Origin of the sequence: Vibrio glycogenivorans (assembly GCF_051660965.1) — a bacterium.
Classification (GTDB): domain Bacteria; phylum Pseudomonadota; class Gammaproteobacteria; order Enterobacterales; family Vibrionaceae; genus Vibrio.
Genome location: NZ_JBPVIS010000001.1, coordinates 439,279 through 458,955 on the forward strand (window position 1 = coordinate 439,279; position 19,677 = coordinate 458,955).

At 51.9% G+C, this 19,677-nt stretch carries 21 protein-coding genes; 1 reads left to right on the forward strand and 20 read right to left on the reverse strand.

Annotated features, from left to right (window positions below):
- Window positions 1-10: 10 nt before the first annotated feature.
- From ACSTTG_RS01935 to prmB, 3 genes are all read right to left on the reverse strand, one after another.
- On the reverse strand, window positions 11-457 hold the full coding sequence (locus tag ACSTTG_RS01935) for a MarR family winged helix-turn-helix transcriptional regulator (protein ID WP_438473651.1): 447 nt from the start codon (window positions 455-457) through the stop codon (window positions 11-13).
- A gap of 247 nt (window positions 458-704) precedes the next feature.
- A complete protein-coding gene (gene aroC, locus ACSTTG_RS01940) occupies window positions 705-1,790 on the reverse strand; it encodes a chorismate synthase (RefSeq protein ID WP_438473652.1) in 1,086 nt (361 codons plus the stop codon).
- A 317-nt stretch (window positions 1,791-2,107) separates the two neighbouring features.
- A complete protein-coding gene (gene prmB / locus ACSTTG_RS01945; protein ID WP_438460651.1) occupies window positions 2,108-3,040 on the reverse strand; it encodes a 50S ribosomal protein L3 N(5)-glutamine methyltransferase in 933 nt (310 codons plus the stop codon).
- Window positions 3,041-3,101: 61 nt separating this feature from the next.
- On the opposite strand from prmB, the gene smrB reads away from it, so the two are divergent.
- Complete coding sequence (gene smrB, locus ACSTTG_RS01950; RefSeq protein WP_438460650.1) at window positions 3,102-3,632, forward strand: endonuclease SmrB; 531 nt, start codon at window positions 3,102-3,104, stop codon at window positions 3,630-3,632.
- A 24-nt stretch (window positions 3,633-3,656) separates the two neighbouring features.
- Here smrB and flhB read toward each other — a convergent pair whose 3' ends face one another.
- From flhB to ACSTTG_RS02035, 17 genes are all read right to left on the reverse strand, one after another.
- Window positions 3,657-4,787 (reverse strand): flagellar biosynthesis protein FlhB, encoded by a 1,131-nt coding sequence (gene flhB / locus ACSTTG_RS01955; RefSeq protein WP_438473653.1) that lies wholly within the window; start codon window positions 4,785-4,787, stop codon window positions 3,657-3,659.
- Window positions 4,788-4,814: 27 nt separating this feature from the next.
- A complete protein-coding gene (gene fliR / locus ACSTTG_RS01960) occupies window positions 4,815-5,597 on the reverse strand; it encodes a flagellar biosynthetic protein FliR (RefSeq protein WP_438460648.1) in 783 nt (260 codons plus the stop codon).
- Between the two features lie 8 nt (window positions 5,598-5,605).
- Entirely contained in the window at window positions 5,606-5,875 is a 270-nt protein-coding gene (gene fliQ / locus ACSTTG_RS01965; protein ID WP_438460647.1) for a flagellar biosynthesis protein FliQ, read from the reverse strand.
- 13 nt (window positions 5,876-5,888) lie between these two features.
- Window positions 5,889-6,746 carry a flagellar type III secretion system pore protein FliP gene (gene fliP, locus ACSTTG_RS01970; RefSeq protein ID WP_438473654.1) on the reverse strand — a complete coding sequence of 286 codons (858 nt, stop codon included), beginning with the start codon at window positions 6,744-6,746 and terminating at the stop codon, window positions 5,889-5,891.
- Window positions 6,739-7,152: a flagellar biosynthetic protein FliO gene (fliO, locus tag ACSTTG_RS01975; RefSeq protein ID WP_438473655.1), complete on the reverse strand. Its 414-nt coding sequence runs from the start codon at window positions 7,150-7,152 to the stop codon at window positions 6,739-6,741. Before fliO ends, fliP begins: the two co-directional genes overlap by 8 nt.
- Window positions 7,152-7,562 (reverse strand): flagellar motor switch protein FliN, encoded by a 411-nt coding sequence (gene fliN / locus ACSTTG_RS01980; RefSeq protein WP_438460643.1) that lies wholly within the window; start codon window positions 7,560-7,562, stop codon window positions 7,152-7,154. Before fliN ends, fliO begins: the two co-directional genes overlap by 1 nt.
- A gap of 11 nt (window positions 7,563-7,573) precedes the next feature.
- Window positions 7,574-8,620, reverse strand: a complete 1,047-nt coding sequence (fliM, locus tag ACSTTG_RS01985; RefSeq protein WP_438460642.1) for a flagellar motor switch protein FliM — start codon at window positions 8,618-8,620, stop codon at window positions 7,574-7,576.
- 7 nt (window positions 8,621-8,627) lie between these two features.
- Window positions 8,628-9,125, reverse strand: a complete 498-nt coding sequence (locus ACSTTG_RS01990; protein ID WP_438460641.1) for a flagellar basal body-associated FliL family protein — start codon at window positions 9,123-9,125, stop codon at window positions 8,628-8,630.
- 49 nt (window positions 9,126-9,174) lie between these two features.
- Window positions 9,175-11,298 carry a flagellar hook-length control protein FliK gene (locus tag ACSTTG_RS01995; protein WP_438473656.1) on the reverse strand — a complete coding sequence of 708 codons (2,124 nt, stop codon included), beginning with the start codon at window positions 11,296-11,298 and terminating at the stop codon, window positions 9,175-9,177.
- An 82-nt stretch (window positions 11,299-11,380) separates the two neighbouring features.
- Window positions 11,381-11,824, reverse strand: coding sequence for a flagellar export protein FliJ (gene fliJ / locus ACSTTG_RS02000; RefSeq protein ID WP_438460639.1), 444 nt, complete (start codon window positions 11,822-11,824; stop codon window positions 11,381-11,383).
- 14 nt (window positions 11,825-11,838) lie between these two features.
- The gene (gene fliI, locus ACSTTG_RS02005; protein ID WP_438473657.1) at window positions 11,839-13,158 is read right to left on the reverse strand and encodes a flagellar protein export ATPase FliI; all 1,320 of its coding nucleotides are present in this window, start codon (window positions 13,156-13,158) and stop codon (window positions 11,839-11,841) included.
- Window positions 13,158-13,976, reverse strand: coding sequence for a flagellar assembly protein FliH (gene fliH, locus ACSTTG_RS02010; RefSeq protein ID WP_438473658.1), 819 nt, complete (start codon window positions 13,974-13,976; stop codon window positions 13,158-13,160). The genes fliI and fliH overlap by 1 nt, the downstream gene beginning before the upstream one ends.
- Window positions 13,977-13,988: 12 nt before the next feature.
- Window positions 13,989-15,047 (reverse strand): flagellar motor switch protein FliG, encoded by a 1,059-nt coding sequence (fliG, locus tag ACSTTG_RS02015; protein ID WP_438460636.1) that lies wholly within the window; start codon window positions 15,045-15,047, stop codon window positions 13,989-13,991.
- Window positions 15,040-16,797, reverse strand: coding sequence for a flagellar basal-body MS-ring/collar protein FliF (gene fliF / locus ACSTTG_RS02020; RefSeq protein ID WP_438460635.1), 1,758 nt, complete (start codon window positions 16,795-16,797; stop codon window positions 15,040-15,042). Before fliF ends, fliG begins: the two co-directional genes overlap by 8 nt.
- Before the next feature lie 17 nt (window positions 16,798-16,814).
- Entirely contained in the window at window positions 16,815-17,129 is a 315-nt protein-coding gene (fliE, locus tag ACSTTG_RS02025) for a flagellar hook-basal body complex protein FliE (RefSeq protein WP_438460784.1), read from the reverse strand.
- Between the two features lie 74 nt (window positions 17,130-17,203).
- Complete coding sequence (locus ACSTTG_RS02030) at window positions 17,204-18,601, reverse strand: sigma-54-dependent transcriptional regulator (RefSeq protein WP_438460634.1); 1,398 nt, start codon at window positions 18,599-18,601, stop codon at window positions 17,204-17,206.
- Window positions 18,601-19,662 carry a sensor histidine kinase gene (locus ACSTTG_RS02035; protein WP_438460633.1) on the reverse strand — a complete coding sequence of 354 codons (1,062 nt, stop codon included), beginning with the start codon at window positions 19,660-19,662 and terminating at the stop codon, window positions 18,601-18,603. Before ACSTTG_RS02035 ends, ACSTTG_RS02030 begins: the two co-directional genes overlap by 1 nt.
- Between the last annotated feature and the right edge of the window lie 15 nt (window positions 19,663-19,677).

Genomic DNA, 19,677 nt, shown 5'->3' on the forward strand with positions numbered 1-19,677 from the left:
ACAATGAGTTTTAACTTTTTTCTATTAGAGTTGTTAGAGCGCTTTTTAGCTGCGCCTGTTTATCATCACCCAATTGGTCTAGCCACTGGCGTTGGACGGACGTAATGATTTGGTTGCCGCTCTTGTGCACTGACACGCCTTTCTCCGTCAGTTTGATCAGGCGTACCTTTTGGTTGGTGGGGTGGGCACTGATCGCCACTAGCTCCCGCTTGAGCATATTGTCGACCAAGCGCTTGACCGTACTGCGCTCAGTCATTAGTTTATCGGCCAATCCTTGCTGGAGCATCTCACCATGAAAGCTGAGGATCTCTAACGCCTTTTGCATCTCGACGCTGATATCGTGATGCTCCATCAGCTGCTCTTGCGCTTGATTTCGAAACAAGCGATGCGCAATCCCCATCAAAAAGAACGTGGACTCATCCAGTAGCGGGGTTGCGATGCCCTCTTCATAAGCCATTAAAATACCTTTGAGCATAAGTTATCTTGTCTGCTACTTAGATAGCACAGATACTAAATTCAGTAAGTTGCATATACAACATTAATAATCAGTCATTCATATTTTGTTGCATCTTTCGCGTCACATTGCTTACTTATCAGTCGCTTGTCGACTAGAGTCCCGGCCTGTAAATAAACAAGTGCTGAAATAAAAAAGCCCCCAAAACGCCAATGCGCTTTAGGGGCTTACACTGTTCGAACACAGTCCGTCAGATAACCGGGGTTTCGGTAACCACTCCGTAATTCTGACCACGATGGCGCAGCAGGTGGTCCATCACCACAATAGCCAGCATCGCCTCTGCAATAGGCACAGCGCGGATACCAACACATGGGTCGTGACGCCCCTTAGTGATAAGCTCGGTCGGTTCACCCTGCTTGGTGATCGTCTCACCCGGCACCGTAATGCTTGAGGTTGGCTTGAGTGCAATACTCGCAACAATATCTTGACCAGTAGAGATGCCACCGAGAATGCCGCCAGCGTGATTACTGCCAAAACCTTGTGGAGATAGGGTATCGCGGTGCTCGCTGCCTTTTTGAGCAACCACATCAAAGCCATCGCCGATCTCAACACCTTTAACGGCGTTAATGCTCATTAGCGCGTGCGCGATGTCAGCATCTAGGCGATCAAAAACTGGCTCGCCCAGTCCTACTGGCACATTGGTCGCAACCACTTGCAGCTTGGCCCCAATCGAGTCGCCCTGCTTTTTCAGGTCACGGATCAGCTGATCAAATGCCTCAACCTTATCCACATCAGGACAGAAAAAAGCATTGTTCTCAATCTCATCCCAATCGACTTTATCAATAGCGACATCACCCATCTGTGATAGGTAGGCGCGGATCTCGATGCCGAACTCTTGCTTAAGGTACTTTTTCGCCACAGCACCGGCGGCAACGCGCATCGCAGTCTCACGCGCCGATGAACGACCACCACCACGATAGTCGCGGTTGCCATACTTTTGATGGTAGGTGTAATCAGCATGACCTGGACGGAACTTATCCTTGATCTCAGAGTAATCTTTTGAGCGTTGGTCAGTGTTTTCAATCAGCAACCCAATCGAGGTACCTGTGGTTCGGCCCTCAAATACCCCAGATAGAATTTTGACTTGATCCGGTTCGCGGCGCTGAGTGGTGTATTTTGATGTGCCGGGACGGCGACGATCTAAGTCGATTTGAAGATCGGCCTCAGTAAGCTCAAGATCTGGAGGACAGCCATCCACCACACACCCCAATGCGATACCATGACTCTCACCAAACGTGGTGACACGAAAATGCTGTCCTATGCTATTACCTGCCATTTTTTCCTCTATCTCTCGCTGGTTAGGCGCTATCTGCTCACGCTAGCACGTAACACAACCTTCATCCTGTTGTTAATGGAATCATAGTGTCTTTATTGGCTTGGGATGTAAAGGGAAAAAAAGGGGGCGAGGTGCGGGGACCGGCTTTGCCCTTCGAGGTGCGAGTAGTTTGATACACTTGATAAACTAATCGCACCTAAACAAAGAAGCGGGTTGCGAGTAAAGCCTTTTGAGAGACAAGGAGTTCAATACACGTGAGAAACTCCTCGCTCCTCGGAACGAAGTGTAACCCGAACCTCGCCCCTTAATTAAAGACGTTAGTCTTTATACAAAGCAAAATGCTCAGCATGTTCAAGCATTTGCTCGCGTGTGATCATGAATACGCCGTGGCCGCCGTTTTCGAACTCGATCCAGGTGAATGGGATCTCTGGGTACTGCTCCATCATGTGTACCATTGAGTTGCCGACTTCGCACACCAAGATGCCTTTTTCGGTTAGGTAATCTGGTGCGTTAGCTAGGATGCGGCGGACCAGTTTTAGGCCATCGCTACCCGCAGCTAGGCCAAGTTCTGGTTCGTGGGTAAACTCATCTGGCAGACTGTTCATGTCCTCTTCATCCACGTAAGGTGGGTTGGTCACGATCAGGTTGTACGCCTCTTTTGGCAGATCGCGGAACAAGTCTGAGCGGATTGGGAACACCTGTTGCTCCATACCGTGGTCTTGCACGTTCTGCTCAGCCACTTGCAGGGCGTCGGTTGAGATATCAATCGCGTCCACCTCAGCGTCCGGGAAGGCGTGAGCACACGCTATCGCGATACAACCACTGCCGGTACACATATCCATGATGCGCGTTGGCTCTTCCACCAGCCACGGCTCAAAGCTTGCCTGGATCAGCTCACCGATTGGTGAGCGAGGCACCAAGACGCGCTCATCAACGAAGAACTCAAGACCACAGAACCAAGCACGGTTGGTGAGGTACGCCGTTGGTGTGCGCTCATTGATGCGCTTAACCACACGCTCAACAATGCGCAGGCGCTCGCTGCTGGTCAGGCGTGAATTCAATACATGCGGAGGCACGTCGATCGGCAAATACAGCGTTGGTAGGATCAATTGAACCGCTTCATCCCAAGCATTATCAGTGCCGTGACCATAAAATAAATTCGCGGCGTTGAAACGACTCACCGTCCAACGAATCATGTCTTGAAGCGTGTGAAGCTCTGATACTGCTTCTTCTACAAAAATCTTATCCAAAGTTGCCTCCAAAAAGCGCTACAATACCCTTCATAAGTTGTAATTAAGTAAAGATTTACCCATGAGCTACAAAGACACCGATTTTGACGATGACTTCTCGCTGTTTTATGAAGAAGTAAAGGGCGTAAAAAAGTTCGCACAGGATACCATAGTCCAGGCACCAAAAAGAAACACAAAGCAGAAAGAAGTCACTCGCACTGCCCGTGAAGCCTCCGATACCGAGTTTTATTTCTCGGATGAGTTTGTTCCGCTGCTCAGTGAGGAGGGCCCGACTCGCTATGCTCGCGATGATGTCTCCAAATATGAGGTCAAACGCCTTCGTCGTGGGGTCTATGTTCCAGACGTGTTCCTTGATATGCACGGCATGACCCAGATGGAAGCGAAACGCGAGCTTGGATCAATGATAGCCTACTGCGTAAAACAGAACGTGAGTTGTGCCTGCGTGCAGCACGGTATCGGTAAGCACATCCTCAAACAAAAAGTGCCATTGTGGTTGGCGCAGCACCCGGATGTGATGGCCTTCCATCAAGCGCCGCTCGAATTTGGCGGTGACGGTGCCCTACTCGTCCTGCTCTCTATTCCTGAAAAATAATCTGCTCTGAATTGAGCTTTGTCGCTAGTGGCGCAGGTCCGGCGGGATCGGCATATTCTCGCTCTTGAGCACCGGACGCTGTCCACCTGCTTTGCGATATTGCTTAAGCTGGAATACATAAGCGAGCACCTGTGCCACAGCAGCAAACAGCCCATCGGGGATCTCTTGTTCAAGCTCAGTGGTGTGATAAAGTGCGCGAGCAAGCGGCGGTGCAGGGATCACGTAGATATCGTGCTCACGAGCTACTTCCCTGATTTTCAGTGCCATATGATCCACGCCTTTAGCCACCACCACAGGTGCCTTATCAGTCTTCTGCTTATAACGCAGCGCAACGGAAAAGTGCTCTGGGTTAGTCACGATCACATCCGCCTGCGGGACATCGGCCATCATTCGTCGCTGAGCCGCCTCACGCTGAAGCATACGAATACGTCCTTTCACCTCAGGCTTACCCTCGGTGTCTTTGAACTCATCCTTAACCTCTTGCTTGGTCATCTTGAGCTGCTCGTTGTGCTGCCAAATCTGAAAAGGAATATCAATCGCCACCACCACCAGCAAGGAGCAACTGATCAGCAAAACAAAGTTCAACAGAATATCCAGAGCGTGGAAGATATTTTGTGGAAAAACGTCGGTACTCAATTGCATTAATGAAGCTTGCGACTGCTGGATCAAGAAGAAAGCCACTCCTGCGACAAGGCTGACCTTAAGTATCGACTTGATCAGCTCTACGAAGCTCTGCTTACCCAGCATACGCTTAAAGCCGCTCAGGGGGTTAAGCTTAGACAATTTTGGTCTTGCCGCTTCTGCCGAAAAACGAATACCACCCAGCCCTGCAGCGCCAGCTAGCGCGGCACAAAACAGTACGATGAGGATCAGTAGCAACGGCAAAATTAAGTTGCCAAGTGCGCTAAAGGCGATATTACTCAACTTACCGAGATCATAAATCTCTTCACGGCTAAGCGAGAACAAGCGCGCCATCGCCTGACCAAGGCCGCTGGCAAGAAACTCACCAAACCACATCAAGGCCACCGAGCCAACAATTAAAACCGATACCGATGCAAGCTCCTTGGAGCGGGCGACTTGTCCCTTCTCCAGGGCTTGCTGTTTCCTTCGGGGGGTGGCCTCTTCGGTGCGTTCTTGGCCGTCAGATTCTGCCAAATCAGCCTCCTATTCCAAGCGTGATGATTAGCAGTCGATATTGATCAGTCGGCATACCTGCTGCTCCCCATCGACCCAAAACAGCTCATAGTGATTAAGCAGACCACTGAGCAAGTACCAACAAATAAACAGCCCCACCATCAAAGCAAAAGCAAAACCAAGTGAAAAGATATTCAGCTGCGGCGCAGCACGAGTCATGACGCCAAACGAGAGGTTAATGGTCAACAGCGCAATAATTCCAGACAGCGCCATACTCAGCGCAACCCTAAACATGATCCCAAGCCAGGAAGCGATCTCCTCAAACCCCAGCGTGCTGATGCCCCCACTGCCAATAGGCAAGCTTTTAAAGCTCATTACCACCAGCTGGATCATCTTCAGATGCCCATCTGTGCCGAGAAAAAATAGGGTCGCTACCATCATAAATAGCTGGCCAAGCACCGGTGTATTCTGTCCATTCGCCGGGTCGACCATAGAGGCAAAGCCCAAACTGGACTGCATACCGAGGATCTGCCCGAGCAAAACAAACGTCTGCAGAATAAAGGTGGTAATCGTGCCCATGGCCACGCCAATCACGATCTGCTCAAACAGAAGGATAAACCCGCCCAGTGACAGCAGCTCAATATCGCTTGGGACTGCGGGGATGGCAGGCATCACAGCTAATGTGATGGCCAAGCTAAGGTAGAGCCGGATTCTGGCCGGCACAAAACGTGCCCCAGTCACCGTCATCACCATCAGCATCGAGGAGATGCGCGTGAGCGGCCAAAAGTAGTTGGCAATCCAATCTAATACGACTGAGGTTGGGTACTCCATGCCGACTCCTAGTAGACGATATTCGGCACGCGCTCGATAAGGCTAAAAAAGAACTCCATCATCACCTGAGTGCCCCAATGGGCAAAGGTCATCAATGCCAGTATGGTAACAATCAAACGCGGTAGAAACGACAGGGTCTGCTCGTTGATCGAGGTCGCCGCTTGGAAGATCGCCACAATCAGACCCACCAACAGACTCGGAATAATGATCGCGCACACCAGCATCAACACTAGCCACAGCGCCTCACGAAACAGCTCAACAAACAGTTCAGGGGTCATTGGGTGGGCTCCATCATAGGGCAAAGCTGCCGGCAAGCGTCGATAAGATCAGATTCCAGCCATCCACTAGGACAAACAGCATCAGCTTAAACGGCAAGGAAACGATCATCGGCGACAGCATCATCATACCCATCGCCATCAACACCGAGGCGACAACCAAATCAATGATCAAAAACGGCAGGAACAGCATAAAGCCAATCTGAAACGCGGTTTTTAGCTCTGAGGTAATAAACGCCGGGATCAAGATCGCCATCGACACATCTTCTGGGTTTTGCACCTCGGCGCCCGAGATGCCAACAAAGGTTTCGAGATCCTTGATCCGGGTTTGCTTGAGCATAAAGGCTCGCAGTGGCTGCTGTGCCTCGTCAAATGCCTGACGAGCATCAACTTGCTCGTTCAAATACGGCTCGATCGCTCGGTCGTTGATCTGACTTAACACCGGTGACATGACGAAAAAGGTCAAGAACAGCGAGATGCCGATAATGACCTGATTGGATGGCGTTTGTTGCAGACCCATGGCTTGGCGCAGGATAGACATCACCACCACGATGCGGGTAAATGACGTCATCAAGATAACCATCGCCGGCAAGAAGCCGAGCAAGGTCATTAGGGCGAGGATCTGCAAATTGATCGAGTAGTCTTCACTGCCATCAGGGTTGGTGGTCATCGTGAAGGCTGGGATGCCCACCCCCGTTCGCGTCGAGCTACTGGTCAGTGAGGCCGCCCCTTGCTCATTTTCCATCACTGACACGGTGACCTGACCGGCTGGTGCAATACTCGGATCGATGCTGATCTCTTGCTCAGCGAGACCCAAAGGGCTCACCAAGAGCAAAAGGAGCAGTAAAACTGAGGAGGACAAGGCTCTAGGCATGGGGATTCTTATTTAGCAGCTTGGAGAGTTGTGAGCTGAACTTGCTGTCCGGTGCGTTCTCTTCAATGATGGGCTGATCAAGCTTGGACAATAAATTAATATTCTGCGCTGTGATGCCAACCAGATATTGCTCCTCACCCGCTTGAATGATCGCCACCCGCTCCTTGGTACCCACTGGGATCTGGCGCACCACCGACAGATCCTTGTGCCCCATCAAAGACGGAACACGCATCTTTTTCAGTGCTATCATCAAGGCAACGATGACCAAGAGCACCAGCATCAACGACCCTACCGTGGTGGCCAGATCGTAGTGAGTCGGCGCTTCACGCGCGGCAAGAACGCCGGGCGCAAACAGGGCCCCTGACAGACCAATATATCGCGTCAGGACAATTCGATGTAATGACATTAACGCAGCTTCTTAATTCGTTCGGTTTGACTGATCACATCGGTAAGGCGAATACCAAACTTATCGTTTACTACCACAACCTCACCATGGGCGATCAAGGTTCCATTCACCAACACATCGAGTGACTCACCGGCAACCCGCTCAAGCTCAACCACTGAGCCTTGGTTAAGCTGCAATAAGTTGCGAATGCTGATCTGCGAGCGCCCTACCTCCATGGAGATAGTCACTGGAATATCTAAGATCGTGTCAAGCTTGCGTCGTTCGTCATCCGAGATTGGCGATGCGGTATCTTGTAGCTCATCGAGCGGGGCTGCCAATACATCGTCTGTATCGCCAGCTGCTGCCTTAGGGTCTTCACCCAAAGCCGCCGCCCATTCGTCGGCCAGTTTTTGATCGTCAGTCGGTTCCATTGTTTACTACCTTATTCATCGTCACCGAACTCATCATCGAGCTCGGACATGACATTCTTACCCAAAAACGCCAAGTCGGTCTTGACCGCATCTGGACGTTTGATCTTTTCTGAAATTTGTACGGCCATTTTCTCGTTCGAGCGACCCATTTTTACCCGGTAGGTCGGCAGCTCTTCGACGAACATGATCGCGTGCTCTGGCATACTGATCGGAATGATATCGCCGGCTTGCAACTCCATCAAGTCACGCAAAGAGATGTCTTGCTCGAGCAGATTAACCCGGAAGTTGACCGGAACGTCCATGATCTCATCGCGCAGTGCGCTGCTCCAGCGGATGTCTGTCTCCATCTTGTCCGACTGAACACCGGCATCGAGTAGCTCTCGGATCGGTTCGACCATTGAGTACGGCATCACAACATGAAAGTCACCTCCGCCACCGTCCACTTCGATATGGAATGAGCTGACCACCACCACCTCGGTTGGACTGACGATGTTGGCCATCGCCGGGTTTACCTCGGCGTCAAGATACTCAAACTCAACCCCCATCACAGGTGACCAAGCCTCTTTGTAATCCTCAAAGATGATTTTAAGCAGCAACTGGACAATGCGTCGCTCGGTTGGGGTAAACTCGCGCCCCTCGATACGCGCTTGATAACGCCCATCACCGCCAAAGAAGTTTTCAACCATGATGAACACCAATCGCGCCTCCATGGTGATCAGCGCGGTGCCCTTAAGTGGTCTAAAGCGAACCATATTAAGACTGGTCGGCACATACAGGGTGTTCTGATACTCACCAAACTTCATCATCTGCACGCCATTAATCGACACCTCTGCAGACTTACGCAGCATATTGAACAAGCTGATGCGCATATGGCGTGCAAAACGCTCATTAATCAGCTCCAAGGTCGGCATTCGACCGCGGACAATACGATCTTGCGATGAGAAATCGAAGCTGACGGCGTCACCCTCTATCTCAATCTGCTCATCGACCTCGTCATCAACATCATCGACGCCATGCAGGAGTGCATCGATCTCATCTTGGCTTAATAAATCGGTCACTTTTCACCTACTGGATAACAAAATCGGTAAACAGCACACGCTCAACCACTGGCGTGCCGACCGTCTGAGACAAAATCGCCTGTACGTCCTCGGTTGCTCGATCGCGCAGCTCAGCGCGACCGGTCTGTGAGCGCAGTTGCTGCTCAGTCGAAGAGGTAAAGGTATTAATAATCGAGCTCTCAATCAAAGGAGAGTGGTAACGAGCAAGGCGTTCGTTTTCTTGCCCTCGCACCATCAAGTGCGCCTTGATCTGCACCATGCGATCACGCGGCTCACTGCGCAGATTAAACACAAATGGCTCAGGAATGTTCACGTAAGCCACAGGCTCAAGGGTTGTGGCCGCTGCCTGTCGCGGGTTACTTCGCACATCAAGCCCTGTGCTATCGGTACGAAACATGAAAAACGCGGCCGCCGCCGAGCCAATCAGCAGGGCTGCCGCCACGCCAATAATGATCGCTAGCCGGCGGGTGTTGTTGCGTAGTTCAATCGATTGTTCTTCAGCCATTGAGTACTCTTTATGGTTGTCGTTTAAGCCGTCATTTTAGGCCTTCAGTTTAGGCATAGTAACTAATGCCATCTTGCTGTGTAGTGACGTTCAAATCGATGCTTTGACTAGCATCATTGTCTTCGTCTGCCAACCCATTAGGGCTGCTCTGCTGCGTACCACCCGCTTCGCCTTGGCCGGCAGAGCGTCCTTGTTGTTGGCTGCTCTGCTGTGAGACGGAGGTATCAGCTAATTGAATGCCTTGCTGGGCAAACATCTCTCGCAAGCGCGGCATGGATTGGTCAAGCACCTCACGGGCTTGAGCGTTGGCCACCGTGAAGTGTACCGAAGTACTGTCGCCATTCATATTCATGCGAATCTGCATCCGCCCCAACTCGGGTGGATCAAGGCGTATATCGATGTTCTTCAAATTCTTAGACAACATCAGTTGCACTTGGTCGTTCACCTTATCGGCCATTTCCTGAGATGTCATCGCTTGGGATATGACCACATTCCCTTGCATTGTATTGACCTCAGCACGCGCGGTGCCTAGCACGCCACTCGTCGCCATTGCCGCCGCTACAGCGGATTCAGCTCCCTGACTCGTTGCAGTCGTCGAGGCCGAGGCGCTATCGGTCATTACCGGACCATTCATCGTCCCTAGCGATGCCAGCAAATCTGAGTTTTGCGCCGCTTTAATATCTACGTGGTGCACCGCTGAGCTGACAGCGCCATTGGGCGGGTTACCGCTTGACAGCGCGCTCCCTTGTTCAGAAACAGATAGTTCAGAAACAGATGGTTCAGAACCCGATAGTGCGGCAACTGATGGTACCACAACGCCAGGTGCTACCTGAGCTTGTGCCATTTGTGTATTGAGCAATGTCGTCGTATCAGCGACTTTCGTTGCCGCCACTGAAGCCGGCGTCGAGGATACCTGATCAACAGCGCCATGCACCGGTGGCGCAACACCTTCAACATGGACAGAACGATTCCAAGGGATCATGCTAGCCGCGCTGTATTGCTCTAATGCAGGCGGTATCTCACTGAGATTATCGTCAGTGTCCTCCCGCTCATTGGGTGCCTGTCCTATGATGTGCTGAGCTTCAGATTGAGTCGCTCGCGACTCAATCTCACCCGACATGAGATCAAATCCGCGCTGCTCGTCATTGCCTTTGATATCCGATATCGGCTGTTCCGATGTCTCTAGACTTGGGGGCTGCCCAGGCGCTCCACTCCATTCAATCGCTCGATGCTCCGGCGATGGATGAGAAACACCGCTTGATGATTTGATCTGGGCTGACTCATCAGCGGTTATCGTTGCCATTGGTTTGTCTAAGTGCTCAAGCTCTCTAGCGACAAAGTCTTGTTCTAACTCTTGCTCAATCGCTCGCTTGGCAGACACTAAGTCCTGTTCGGACTGACTGAGTGTCTCTTCGCTCGACTCAGTACTCGCTGATTGGCTGAGACTGGCAGCGGGTTGTGAGGATGGTGCGTATTCTGAGTAAGAGTCATCGGAAGCCACAATGTTCGAATCAACCCTGATTGGCTGAGCGCCATTTGCATGCATACCATCCCTGCTGTTTAAACCTGTCGACTCTTTACGAGTGTGCTCAATTCCAGAGTTTACTGGCTGACTTGCCTCAGACTCGGATGCCATGGCATCGGGATCGCTAAGAGGCAACACTTTGCCGCCTTGCTCTGCCACCCTAGTGGCATCTTGGGTCAACTCTTGCTGTGACGCCAGCGGCTCACTGCCTGACTGCAGAGCTCGACTCGATTCATTGAGTCGCTCAAGCAGTTCGCCACTTTCTGTCACCGCGGCCTTCACCTCTTGCGCTTGATCATCAGAACTCATCAAACTCGGCGAATTAAGCGGGTGCGGAGAAGCCTTACCGACCTCAGGTTGTTTATCAGCGTCAGAAATTTCATCTATCTGATTTGATGCATCTTTATCGTCAGCAGGAGAGAGTTCTTCACTCTGCGTAGCCAACGAGTTTTGCCCATTGATCGATTTTTCAGCCACTGGTTGATTGGCAATATCAACCTCGGTTTCGGTCTCATCAGAGGACATCAGTGAGCTCAAGTGATTAAAAAAACCGGCGGTACTCTCTTCCACCGACTCACTCGTCATCGGCTGACTATCGGTGCCAATCGGCTTTATCACTTCGCTGGAGGTCGCAAGATCAATCTTCATCAATTCGGCATACTCAGATAATTAAACAAATGGCACATCATTAGGGTGCTATATCGTCAAATGATGCAATATTCATTCCAAGCTAAGTTTGACGGGGTTTTCGGCTATATAACAGGGTTGAAAACTCATCCATCATCTGCTGCTCTTTCTGAGCCTCCAGACGCTCGCGTTGCTCGCGCTTTTTGTCCAGCATCCACTCATAAGAGCGCCGCTGCTTGCGCACTTCCAACCAGTGTTGCTCGCACCCTTCCACCTGGCCTTTAAAATGCGACTCGGCCTGTTTCTGTTTAGCCAGGGTTTCGTCTAACTGGGTCAAAAATCGATTGAGATGACCATACTGGCTGGCGGTCAGACCCGCTTGGCCGCGATCGATCAACTGCTGACAGTAATCTAAACGGTACTTCTCGATTTGCTCTACCTGGCGGTAATAATCCTCAAGCTCAGCACGCGCCTTATTCAGAGCCAGCACGGCTTGTTGCTCTTGATCACTCGCTTGCTCAAGTAGGAAGTCCAGCGCATTATCCATCCAAACTCCCTAAATCAGTTATTAAGTATTGAACTGAGCATATTGACGCACATCGGGTAAGGGACACTCTCTTTCATCGCTTGTTGCAGATATTGGTCAATCCGCGGCTTGAGGGTAAAGGCGCTATCTATCGCTTGATCCGTACCCGGTTTATAGGCACCAATCGAGACTAGGTCCTGATTCTTGCGACAGATGGCCAAGACTTGACGAACCGCCTTGGACATCAACAGATGCTCATCGGTGGTGATCTGAGGCATAACGCGACTCACCGATTTCTCGACGTCAATGGCTGGGTAGTGGCCTGCATCTGCCATCTCACGCGAGAGTACAATATGGCCATCCAATATCGCTCGTGACGCATCCGCAATCGGATCTTGCAGATCGTCTCCCTCGGTTAGCACCGTGAAAAACGCCGTGATCGAGCCTTGATTATCGTCACCATTACCGGCGCGCTCGACCAAAGCGGGTAACTTGGCAAATACCGAAGGTGGGTAGCCTTTGGTCGCTGGCGGCTCACCGACCGATAGAGCGATTTCACGCTGGGCTTGGGCAAAACGCGTCAAGGAGTCCATCAATAAAAGCACATCGAGGCCTTGGTCACGAAAATACTCCGCAACCGTCAACGCGGTTTGGCAACCTTTAAGGCGCATTAGAGGCGAAGCATCGGCTGGCGCTGCCACCACGACGGCTCTCTGACGCCCCTCGACACCGAGGATCTCGTCAATAAACTCCTTAACCTCGCGTCCACGCTCACCAATAAGGCCAACCACTACTACCTGAGCGCTGGTTCCGCGCGTCATCATGCCGAGCGTCACCGACTTACCGACACCAGAGCCGGCAAACAGACCGATACGCTGGCCTTTGCCAACCGTTAATAGGCCATTGATCGCTTTAATGCCGACATCGAGCGGCTCAGAGATTGGTTTACGTGCCAGGGGGTTAATTGGTTGGGCATTAAACGAAGCGCGACTGTCACTGTAGATCGGGCCAAGACCATCAATAGGATTACCCACCCCGTCAATCACGCGACCGAGTAGTGCCATGCCAACCGGAAGCCCTCCCTCAGCGGTGAGCGGCGTTACTTTGGCACCAGGCAGGATACCCGTGACCTGATCGCTTGGCATCAGCAGCAGTCGATCGCCAGAAAAACCTACCACCTCGGCCTCCATCTCCCCTTGCATGGTTTCCACGCGGCAGAGGCTGCCTATCGGGGCGCGACAACCGGTGGCCTCAAGGGTCAATCCTACCACGCGCACCAGTTTGCCAGAGGCAACGGGACGACTCGATACCCCGGTGGTCTGGTAGCGTTGCAGTCGCTCAAATAGCAGCTGCACTAGTGGCCGCCTTGCACGTCACCCACTTGGTGACGGTTGATGGCACAAAACTTTTGTACAGCGCTACGCACGCGCTCATCCATACGATAACTCACACTCGATTCACCGGCCTCGATCTGCACATCCCCTCGGCTCAAGGCAGGCTCAGGGACCAATGTCCAATTGCGAATATCGAGTTGCTCTTGGCCGTATGCCGCTTGGATGATCGCGACATCTTCTGGATGAAATTTAAGCGTGATCGCATGACCAAGGATGGGCAGTGCCTCAACCGATTCTTTAATCGTATCCAGGATCACCTGGGGATTGGTTGCAACCTCGACGTGCACCACTTCGCGGGCGATTGACAGCACCATGTCTACAAGCTGCTTCTCGACCTGTGCATTCATCAGCTCAAGCGGCTGAGCAAACTGATTCGCCAGCGCCATCAGGTGTTGAACATTCTGCTGAATGTACTCTTGTCCTGCCGCAACCCCTTCAGCTTGTCCAGCTTGTAGGCCCTCACTATGACCGGCCTCAAAGCCTTGCTCTTTGCCCTTGTCATAGCCCTGCTTAAATCCTGCTTCTTGTCCCTGAAGCATGCCCTCTTGAAAGGCTGCTTGACGGATCTGCTCAAGCTCTTCTTGAGTGGGTGGCAGCAGCTCCTCTTCAGGCTCTGAGCCGAAATCTGGGGCCCAACCTGGGTCGTAGTTGAGCGCGGTTTGTCTCGCTTGACCGGGCTTTTCTGAGCTGTAATCAGGCAACCCCCACTTGGTGGGTTTGGCTTGCTCTTGCTGCGCCGTATCAAGGCGTAAAAATCCGCGTTTTCTCTCTCCTGTCATCATATTCTCCGATTACAGGAACTCATCCGCGCCGCCGGTCAGCAGCAGTTCACCGCTGTCAGCCATGCGACGAGCAATGGCAAGGATCTCTTTCTGTGACGCTTCAACATCCGAGACCTTAACCGGTGCCATGGCCTCGAGATCCTCGCGCATCATATTCGCTGCACGCTTAGACATATTGTTGAAGATCTTCTCTTTCAGTCCGTCATCAGCGCCTTTAAGTGCACGCTGGAGAACATCTTGTGGAACATCACGCAGCAGTTTCTGGATACCTTGGTCATCGACCTCAATCAGGTTCTCAAACACAAACATCAAGTCTTGAATCTGGGTGGCCATATCTTCATCTTGATCACGGATCTGATCCATCAGTACCCCTTCAACATTGTTGTCGAGATAGTTCATGATCTCGGCAGCGGCCTTCAGACCACCAATCTTAGCCGCTTGAGCACCCGCTTGACCGGCAAACTGTTTCTCCATGATCTCGTTTAGCTCAGCCAGTGCTGACGGTTGCACTTCTTCGAGGTTAGCGATTCGCATCATCAAATCGAGGCGATCGCGCTCAGCAAACTGAGACAAGATTTCCGCCGATTGATCCGGCTCTAGGTAAGACAAAACAATGGTTTGGATCTGTGGGTGCTCGTTAACAATAATGCTGGCAACTTGACGCGGGTCCATCCATTTGAGCGAATCTAGGCCTTTAGAACCAGCGCCGAGCAAGATTTGATCAACCAGGTTGTTGGCTTTGTCTTCACCCAATGCGGCCACCAAGGCGTTACGCATAAACTCTTCGCTGCCCATACCGATATTGGTGTACTTCTGAATATCTTGCAGGAACTCTCGATGCACGGCGCTGACCTTCGCCTGGCTCAAATCGCGGGCACGCGCCATCGCGCTACTCACGTGTTGAACCTGCTTTGGCTCAAGATGACGAATGATCCCGGCGGCATCTTCCTCATTGAGGCTCAATAGCAAAATCGCGGCTTTCTCTTCACCCCCCATGCTTGAGATATCAAAGCCCGCGGTTGGATCAACGATCTCACCGCCAGGCGGTACTACTAGTTCATTAGCCATTGTGCTGCATCCAATTCTTCACGACCTGCGCCGCTAGCTCTGGCTCATTCGCCACCAGCGCGCGGACCGCTTTCAATACGTCTTCATCTTTATTTAGGTTTGGCAGCTCAATCGACGAGCCAAACTCAAATAGGTCTTGGTTATCGATATCACTGCTGATCAAGCTCGTTTCCCCATCGGCACCAATCGGCAGGCCGTCAGGACCATACAGCTTGTCTTCCTCTTCGTCAGCCACTGGGTTAAGCAGCTTGGTCATCGCTGGGCGGATCAGCACCATCACGATGACGATAATCACCAGCGCACTGGCAAGCCAACGCACCCACTCGTTGAAGTTCGGGTGATCCCAGATTGGCGCATCAGACAACGGCTCAAGATCTTGCGTGGCAAACTGCATGCTCAGCACGTTGAGCAAGTCGCCACGCGCTTCACTATAGCCAATCGCACCAATCAAGACCTGTCGGATCGACTGCAACTCACTGTCGGTCAGTGGCACCTGAACCAGCTCACCAGTGGTTGGGTCGAGCGCTGCGCGATGATTGATGGCAACCGCAACGGTTTGGCGGTTTAATACGCCAGTTTGGCGGCGCTCATGACTAATGGTGGTATCAAGCTCAAAGTTACGCGTTGCCTCGCGATGTACCGAGCCCTGACCCAACACTGAGCCATCTCGCATTTGCGCGACATCTTGTGGGATTGAGGCATCGGCAGGGGGTTGGTTACTCAGGGCACCTGGGACACCGGCCACCACATTGCCATTGTTGTAATCTTCAAGGGTAAACTCACTGCGCGTCGCGGGCGTGTTGGGGTCAAATCGCTTGCGTGTTTGCTCCACGGCACTGAAGTCAAGCTCGACATCAACTTGAGCGGTATAATTGCCAAGACCGAGGATAGGGATCAGTACGGAGTCGATCTTCTCGCGTAGCGCTTGCTCTTGTTTGCGCTCAAGCTCGTGCTCTTTGCGCCTTGCCGCTGAGGCCGGGTCTTGTGAGCCTGAGCTGAGTAAGCGCCCGTGTTGGTCCGTGACCGTGATGCGATTAGGTCGCATACCCGGCACGGCACTCGCCACCATATCAACAATCGAATCCACTTCTTCTTGTTTTAGGTTCGCTCCGGTGCGCAAAGTCAAAAATACCGAGGCTGAAGCCTCTTGACTATGACGAACAAAAACACTCTGCTTTGGCAGCGCCAAAAGCACCCTTGCGCGACGGATCTGATTCATTGCTTCTATCGCCAACGCCAACTGGCGCTCACGACTGAGCTTGAGTCGCTCCTGCTCCAAACGCTGAGAAACACCGAACCCCATATCCTGCATGAGTATCTCATCACCGGCGTGACTTTGATTATTTAAGCCCGCGCGCACCATATTTAGCTTGAGACTATTAAAGTCTGAGGCAGGGACTAAGATGGTGTTGCCTTCAAGTCGATAGTTTTGTTTTTGCTGGTCAAGATAGTCCAGCACAGGGATAAGTTCGTCAGTTTCGTATGAGGCCAATGGGCGCATCTCTGGCTCTTTCACCCAGAAAAACACCATCACGATAAGTGCAACACAGATAGAAATAGAGAGTACCAGTACGACTTGGCGGATAAGGTCGAGGTCACCGATCGCCAAGTCAAATTTTGACGAGGCCTTCTCGTCAATATCGGGATTTTGTAGGTCTACTGCGTCTTCACCTGTCGCACCTGTTGCTACAAGGGCTGCAGAGTTTGGATCGCTTACAGCAAGATCTGTTGATTGATTTGGGTCAGCCACAACGTCTTCCTAATGCATTAAACCGGCATATTCATGAGTTCTTTGTACGATTCAACTAATTTGTTGCGCACTTGAATGGTGGCATCAAACGCAACACTTGATTTGTTGCGCGCGATCATCACATCAGAGAGAGAGACGCTCTCATCACCACGGTCAAAACGGGTCTGCAGGTCACTTGATGACTGCTGCAATTGATTGACATTATTGATCGCCTTACTCAGCATCTGACCAAAGTCAGCACCCACTTGCTGCCCACTCTTTACCGCTGTGGTCGCGCCGCCAGCCTGTGCTCGCATCACGCTCATTTCACTCAGTAAGCTATCAACCTGCATTTTCACCTCGAATGCCAATTCTTTGACGTTTTTATTGCTTATTCCTCAAACAAGCAACTAGTGTACCATACTTATTAGTTAGGTATATCAATACCCGCATCGCGCATTTTTGCTAGTTTATAGCGCAATGTGCGTGGGCTAATACCCAGTTTTTCTGCCATATCTTTACGTCGGCCATCGCACTCTTGCATGGTCTGGAGAATGATCGAAAACTCTTGATCGCGCAACTCGCCGCCCAGACTTGATGATGCCGACGACGGCGTTGCAACCTCTGCGGCCACCGTCAAAGTCGGCTCTGGTTGCCCACTTTCGACTACGCTCTGAAGGCTATCAGCATCTTGCCAATCAATCCCCTCTAACAAGATATGCCCGGCATCAATTTGTCCGTTATCGGCCAAGATTAAAGCACGTTGTACGACATTATCCAGCTCGCGCACGTTACCCGGCCAATGGTAGGCTTGTAACTTATCCTGAGCTGCGCTCGTGACCATAGGCAGTGCCATGCCCAGTTTTTGACAGTGGCGTTCTATCAAGTGCTGAGTCAACGGGCTAATATCCCCACGACGCTCTGCCAGGGCCGGCCAGGCAATTGGGAACACATTGAGGCGATAGTAGAGGTCTTCGCGGAAATTCCCCTCTTGGACGTACTGCTTTAGGTCGCGGTTACTGGTGGCTAATACGCGCACATCAAGCTTAATACTCTTGCGACTGCCGAGCCTCTCAACTTCACGTTCTTGCAACACGCGCAGCAGTTTGGCCTGAAGGCTCAAATCCATCTCGCTGATCTCATCGAGCAAAATGGTGCCGCCCTGCGCCTGCTCAAACTTACCCGGACAGGCTTGAACCGCCCCAGTGAAGGCGCCTTTTTCGTAACCAAATAAAGTGGCTTCCAGCATATTATCCGGGATGGCCGCACAGTTTATCGCCACAAAGGGACCCGACTTACGATTCGATGCGTTATGGATATAACGCGACATGACCTCTTTACCGGAGCCACTTGGGCCAAGCACCATCACGTTGGCGTCCGTCTTGGCGACTCTGTCGGCAAGTGCCAGCAATTTAAGACTTTTGGGATCGGCAACCACGGCGTCACCGTCGTGTTCTGATTTCACCGGGGCATAGCGGCTGACCATATTCAGCAGCACCTCAGGTGCGAACGGCTTGGCCATGTAGTCAATCGCGCCGTCTTTCATCGCAGACACCGCGTCTTCAATATTTGCGTAAGCCGTCATCAGTAGCACAGGCAGATTCGGCCAGTGCTGCTTGATGTTTTTTAGCAGTGCTAGGCCGCCCATCCCCGCCATCTGAACGTCAGAGACCACGATATCGACAGCATTCGCTTTCAGCTTAACCAGTGCATCCTCAGCACTGTCGGCTTCCAGCCACTCATACCCTGCCAACGCCAATGTGTCGACCAGTGCCTCTCTCAAGCCTTCGTCATCTTCAACGATCAGGACTTTACTCTGTGCCATTACTTCTCTCCATCATTGGCTTGTTGTGACTGATTGTCCGTGGCTTGGCACGGTAAGCAAAGGGTAAAACAGGCCCCATCTCCTGGTTCTGAAATGAGTTCTAAGCGCCCTTTGTGGGCGCGGCAGACCATCTGCACTACCGCCAATCCAAGGCCTGTTCCCTGTGAGCGTGTAGTGAAGAAAGGCTCCATAATTTTGCCTTGCAGCTCTTTCTCTATCCCCGGCCCATTATCCTGTACCGAAATCCGCACCTCATCATTAACCGCGCGCAAATAAACATCAATTTGGCTCTGTTTACCGCTATTTTGGATCGCATTCATGACCAGGTTACTCAGTGCTGAGGCGACCGAGTTAACATTACCCAGCAGTGTGGTTGCCGCATCCTCTATCTCAACGTGATAGTCAATCTGATTGCCTTTGACTGCCGCCTCAACCATAGGGTGCAGTTCATCCGCTAGCGCTTGAACGGTAAAGGGTTGAATGACCTTGTTGTCTCCACCTTTGGCAAACAACAACATATCGTTGACCTGCTTTTCAAGATCATGCAGCCGGTCGACCAGTTTGGTTTGAAAGCGCTCTTTGGTTGCTGGCGGTAGGTTTGGCGCTGAAAGGTTCGACGCGTAGAGCATGGCGCTCGACAAGGGGGTACGCACCTGATGAGCTAGGGAAGCCACCATTTTACCTAAAGACGACAGCCTTTGCAGGTCACTCACCCGCGACTGTAGCAATCGGGTCTCGGTCAAATCGGTGATCAAGATTAACTGACCGGTATTAGAGGCCGATATCGCTAAGCGTACTTTACGGCCATTGCGTAGCGATATCTCATGCCCATCATCTTCGCGAGGAGCGAAGGCCGATTGGATCACATCAAACCAACGCTCGCCAACCAAAGGAACCTCGAGTAGACGCAGTGCCTCTGGGTTGGCCTCACGGACCACCCCATGCGTATCAAGCAGGATCACGCCTGCCGGCATGACATCAAGTACTTGCTTATATCGTTCAACCTGAGACTCGAGTGTATCAAGGTGAGACTGGTGTTGTGATGAATCAGACGATTGCATGATGATGGCCGCCGT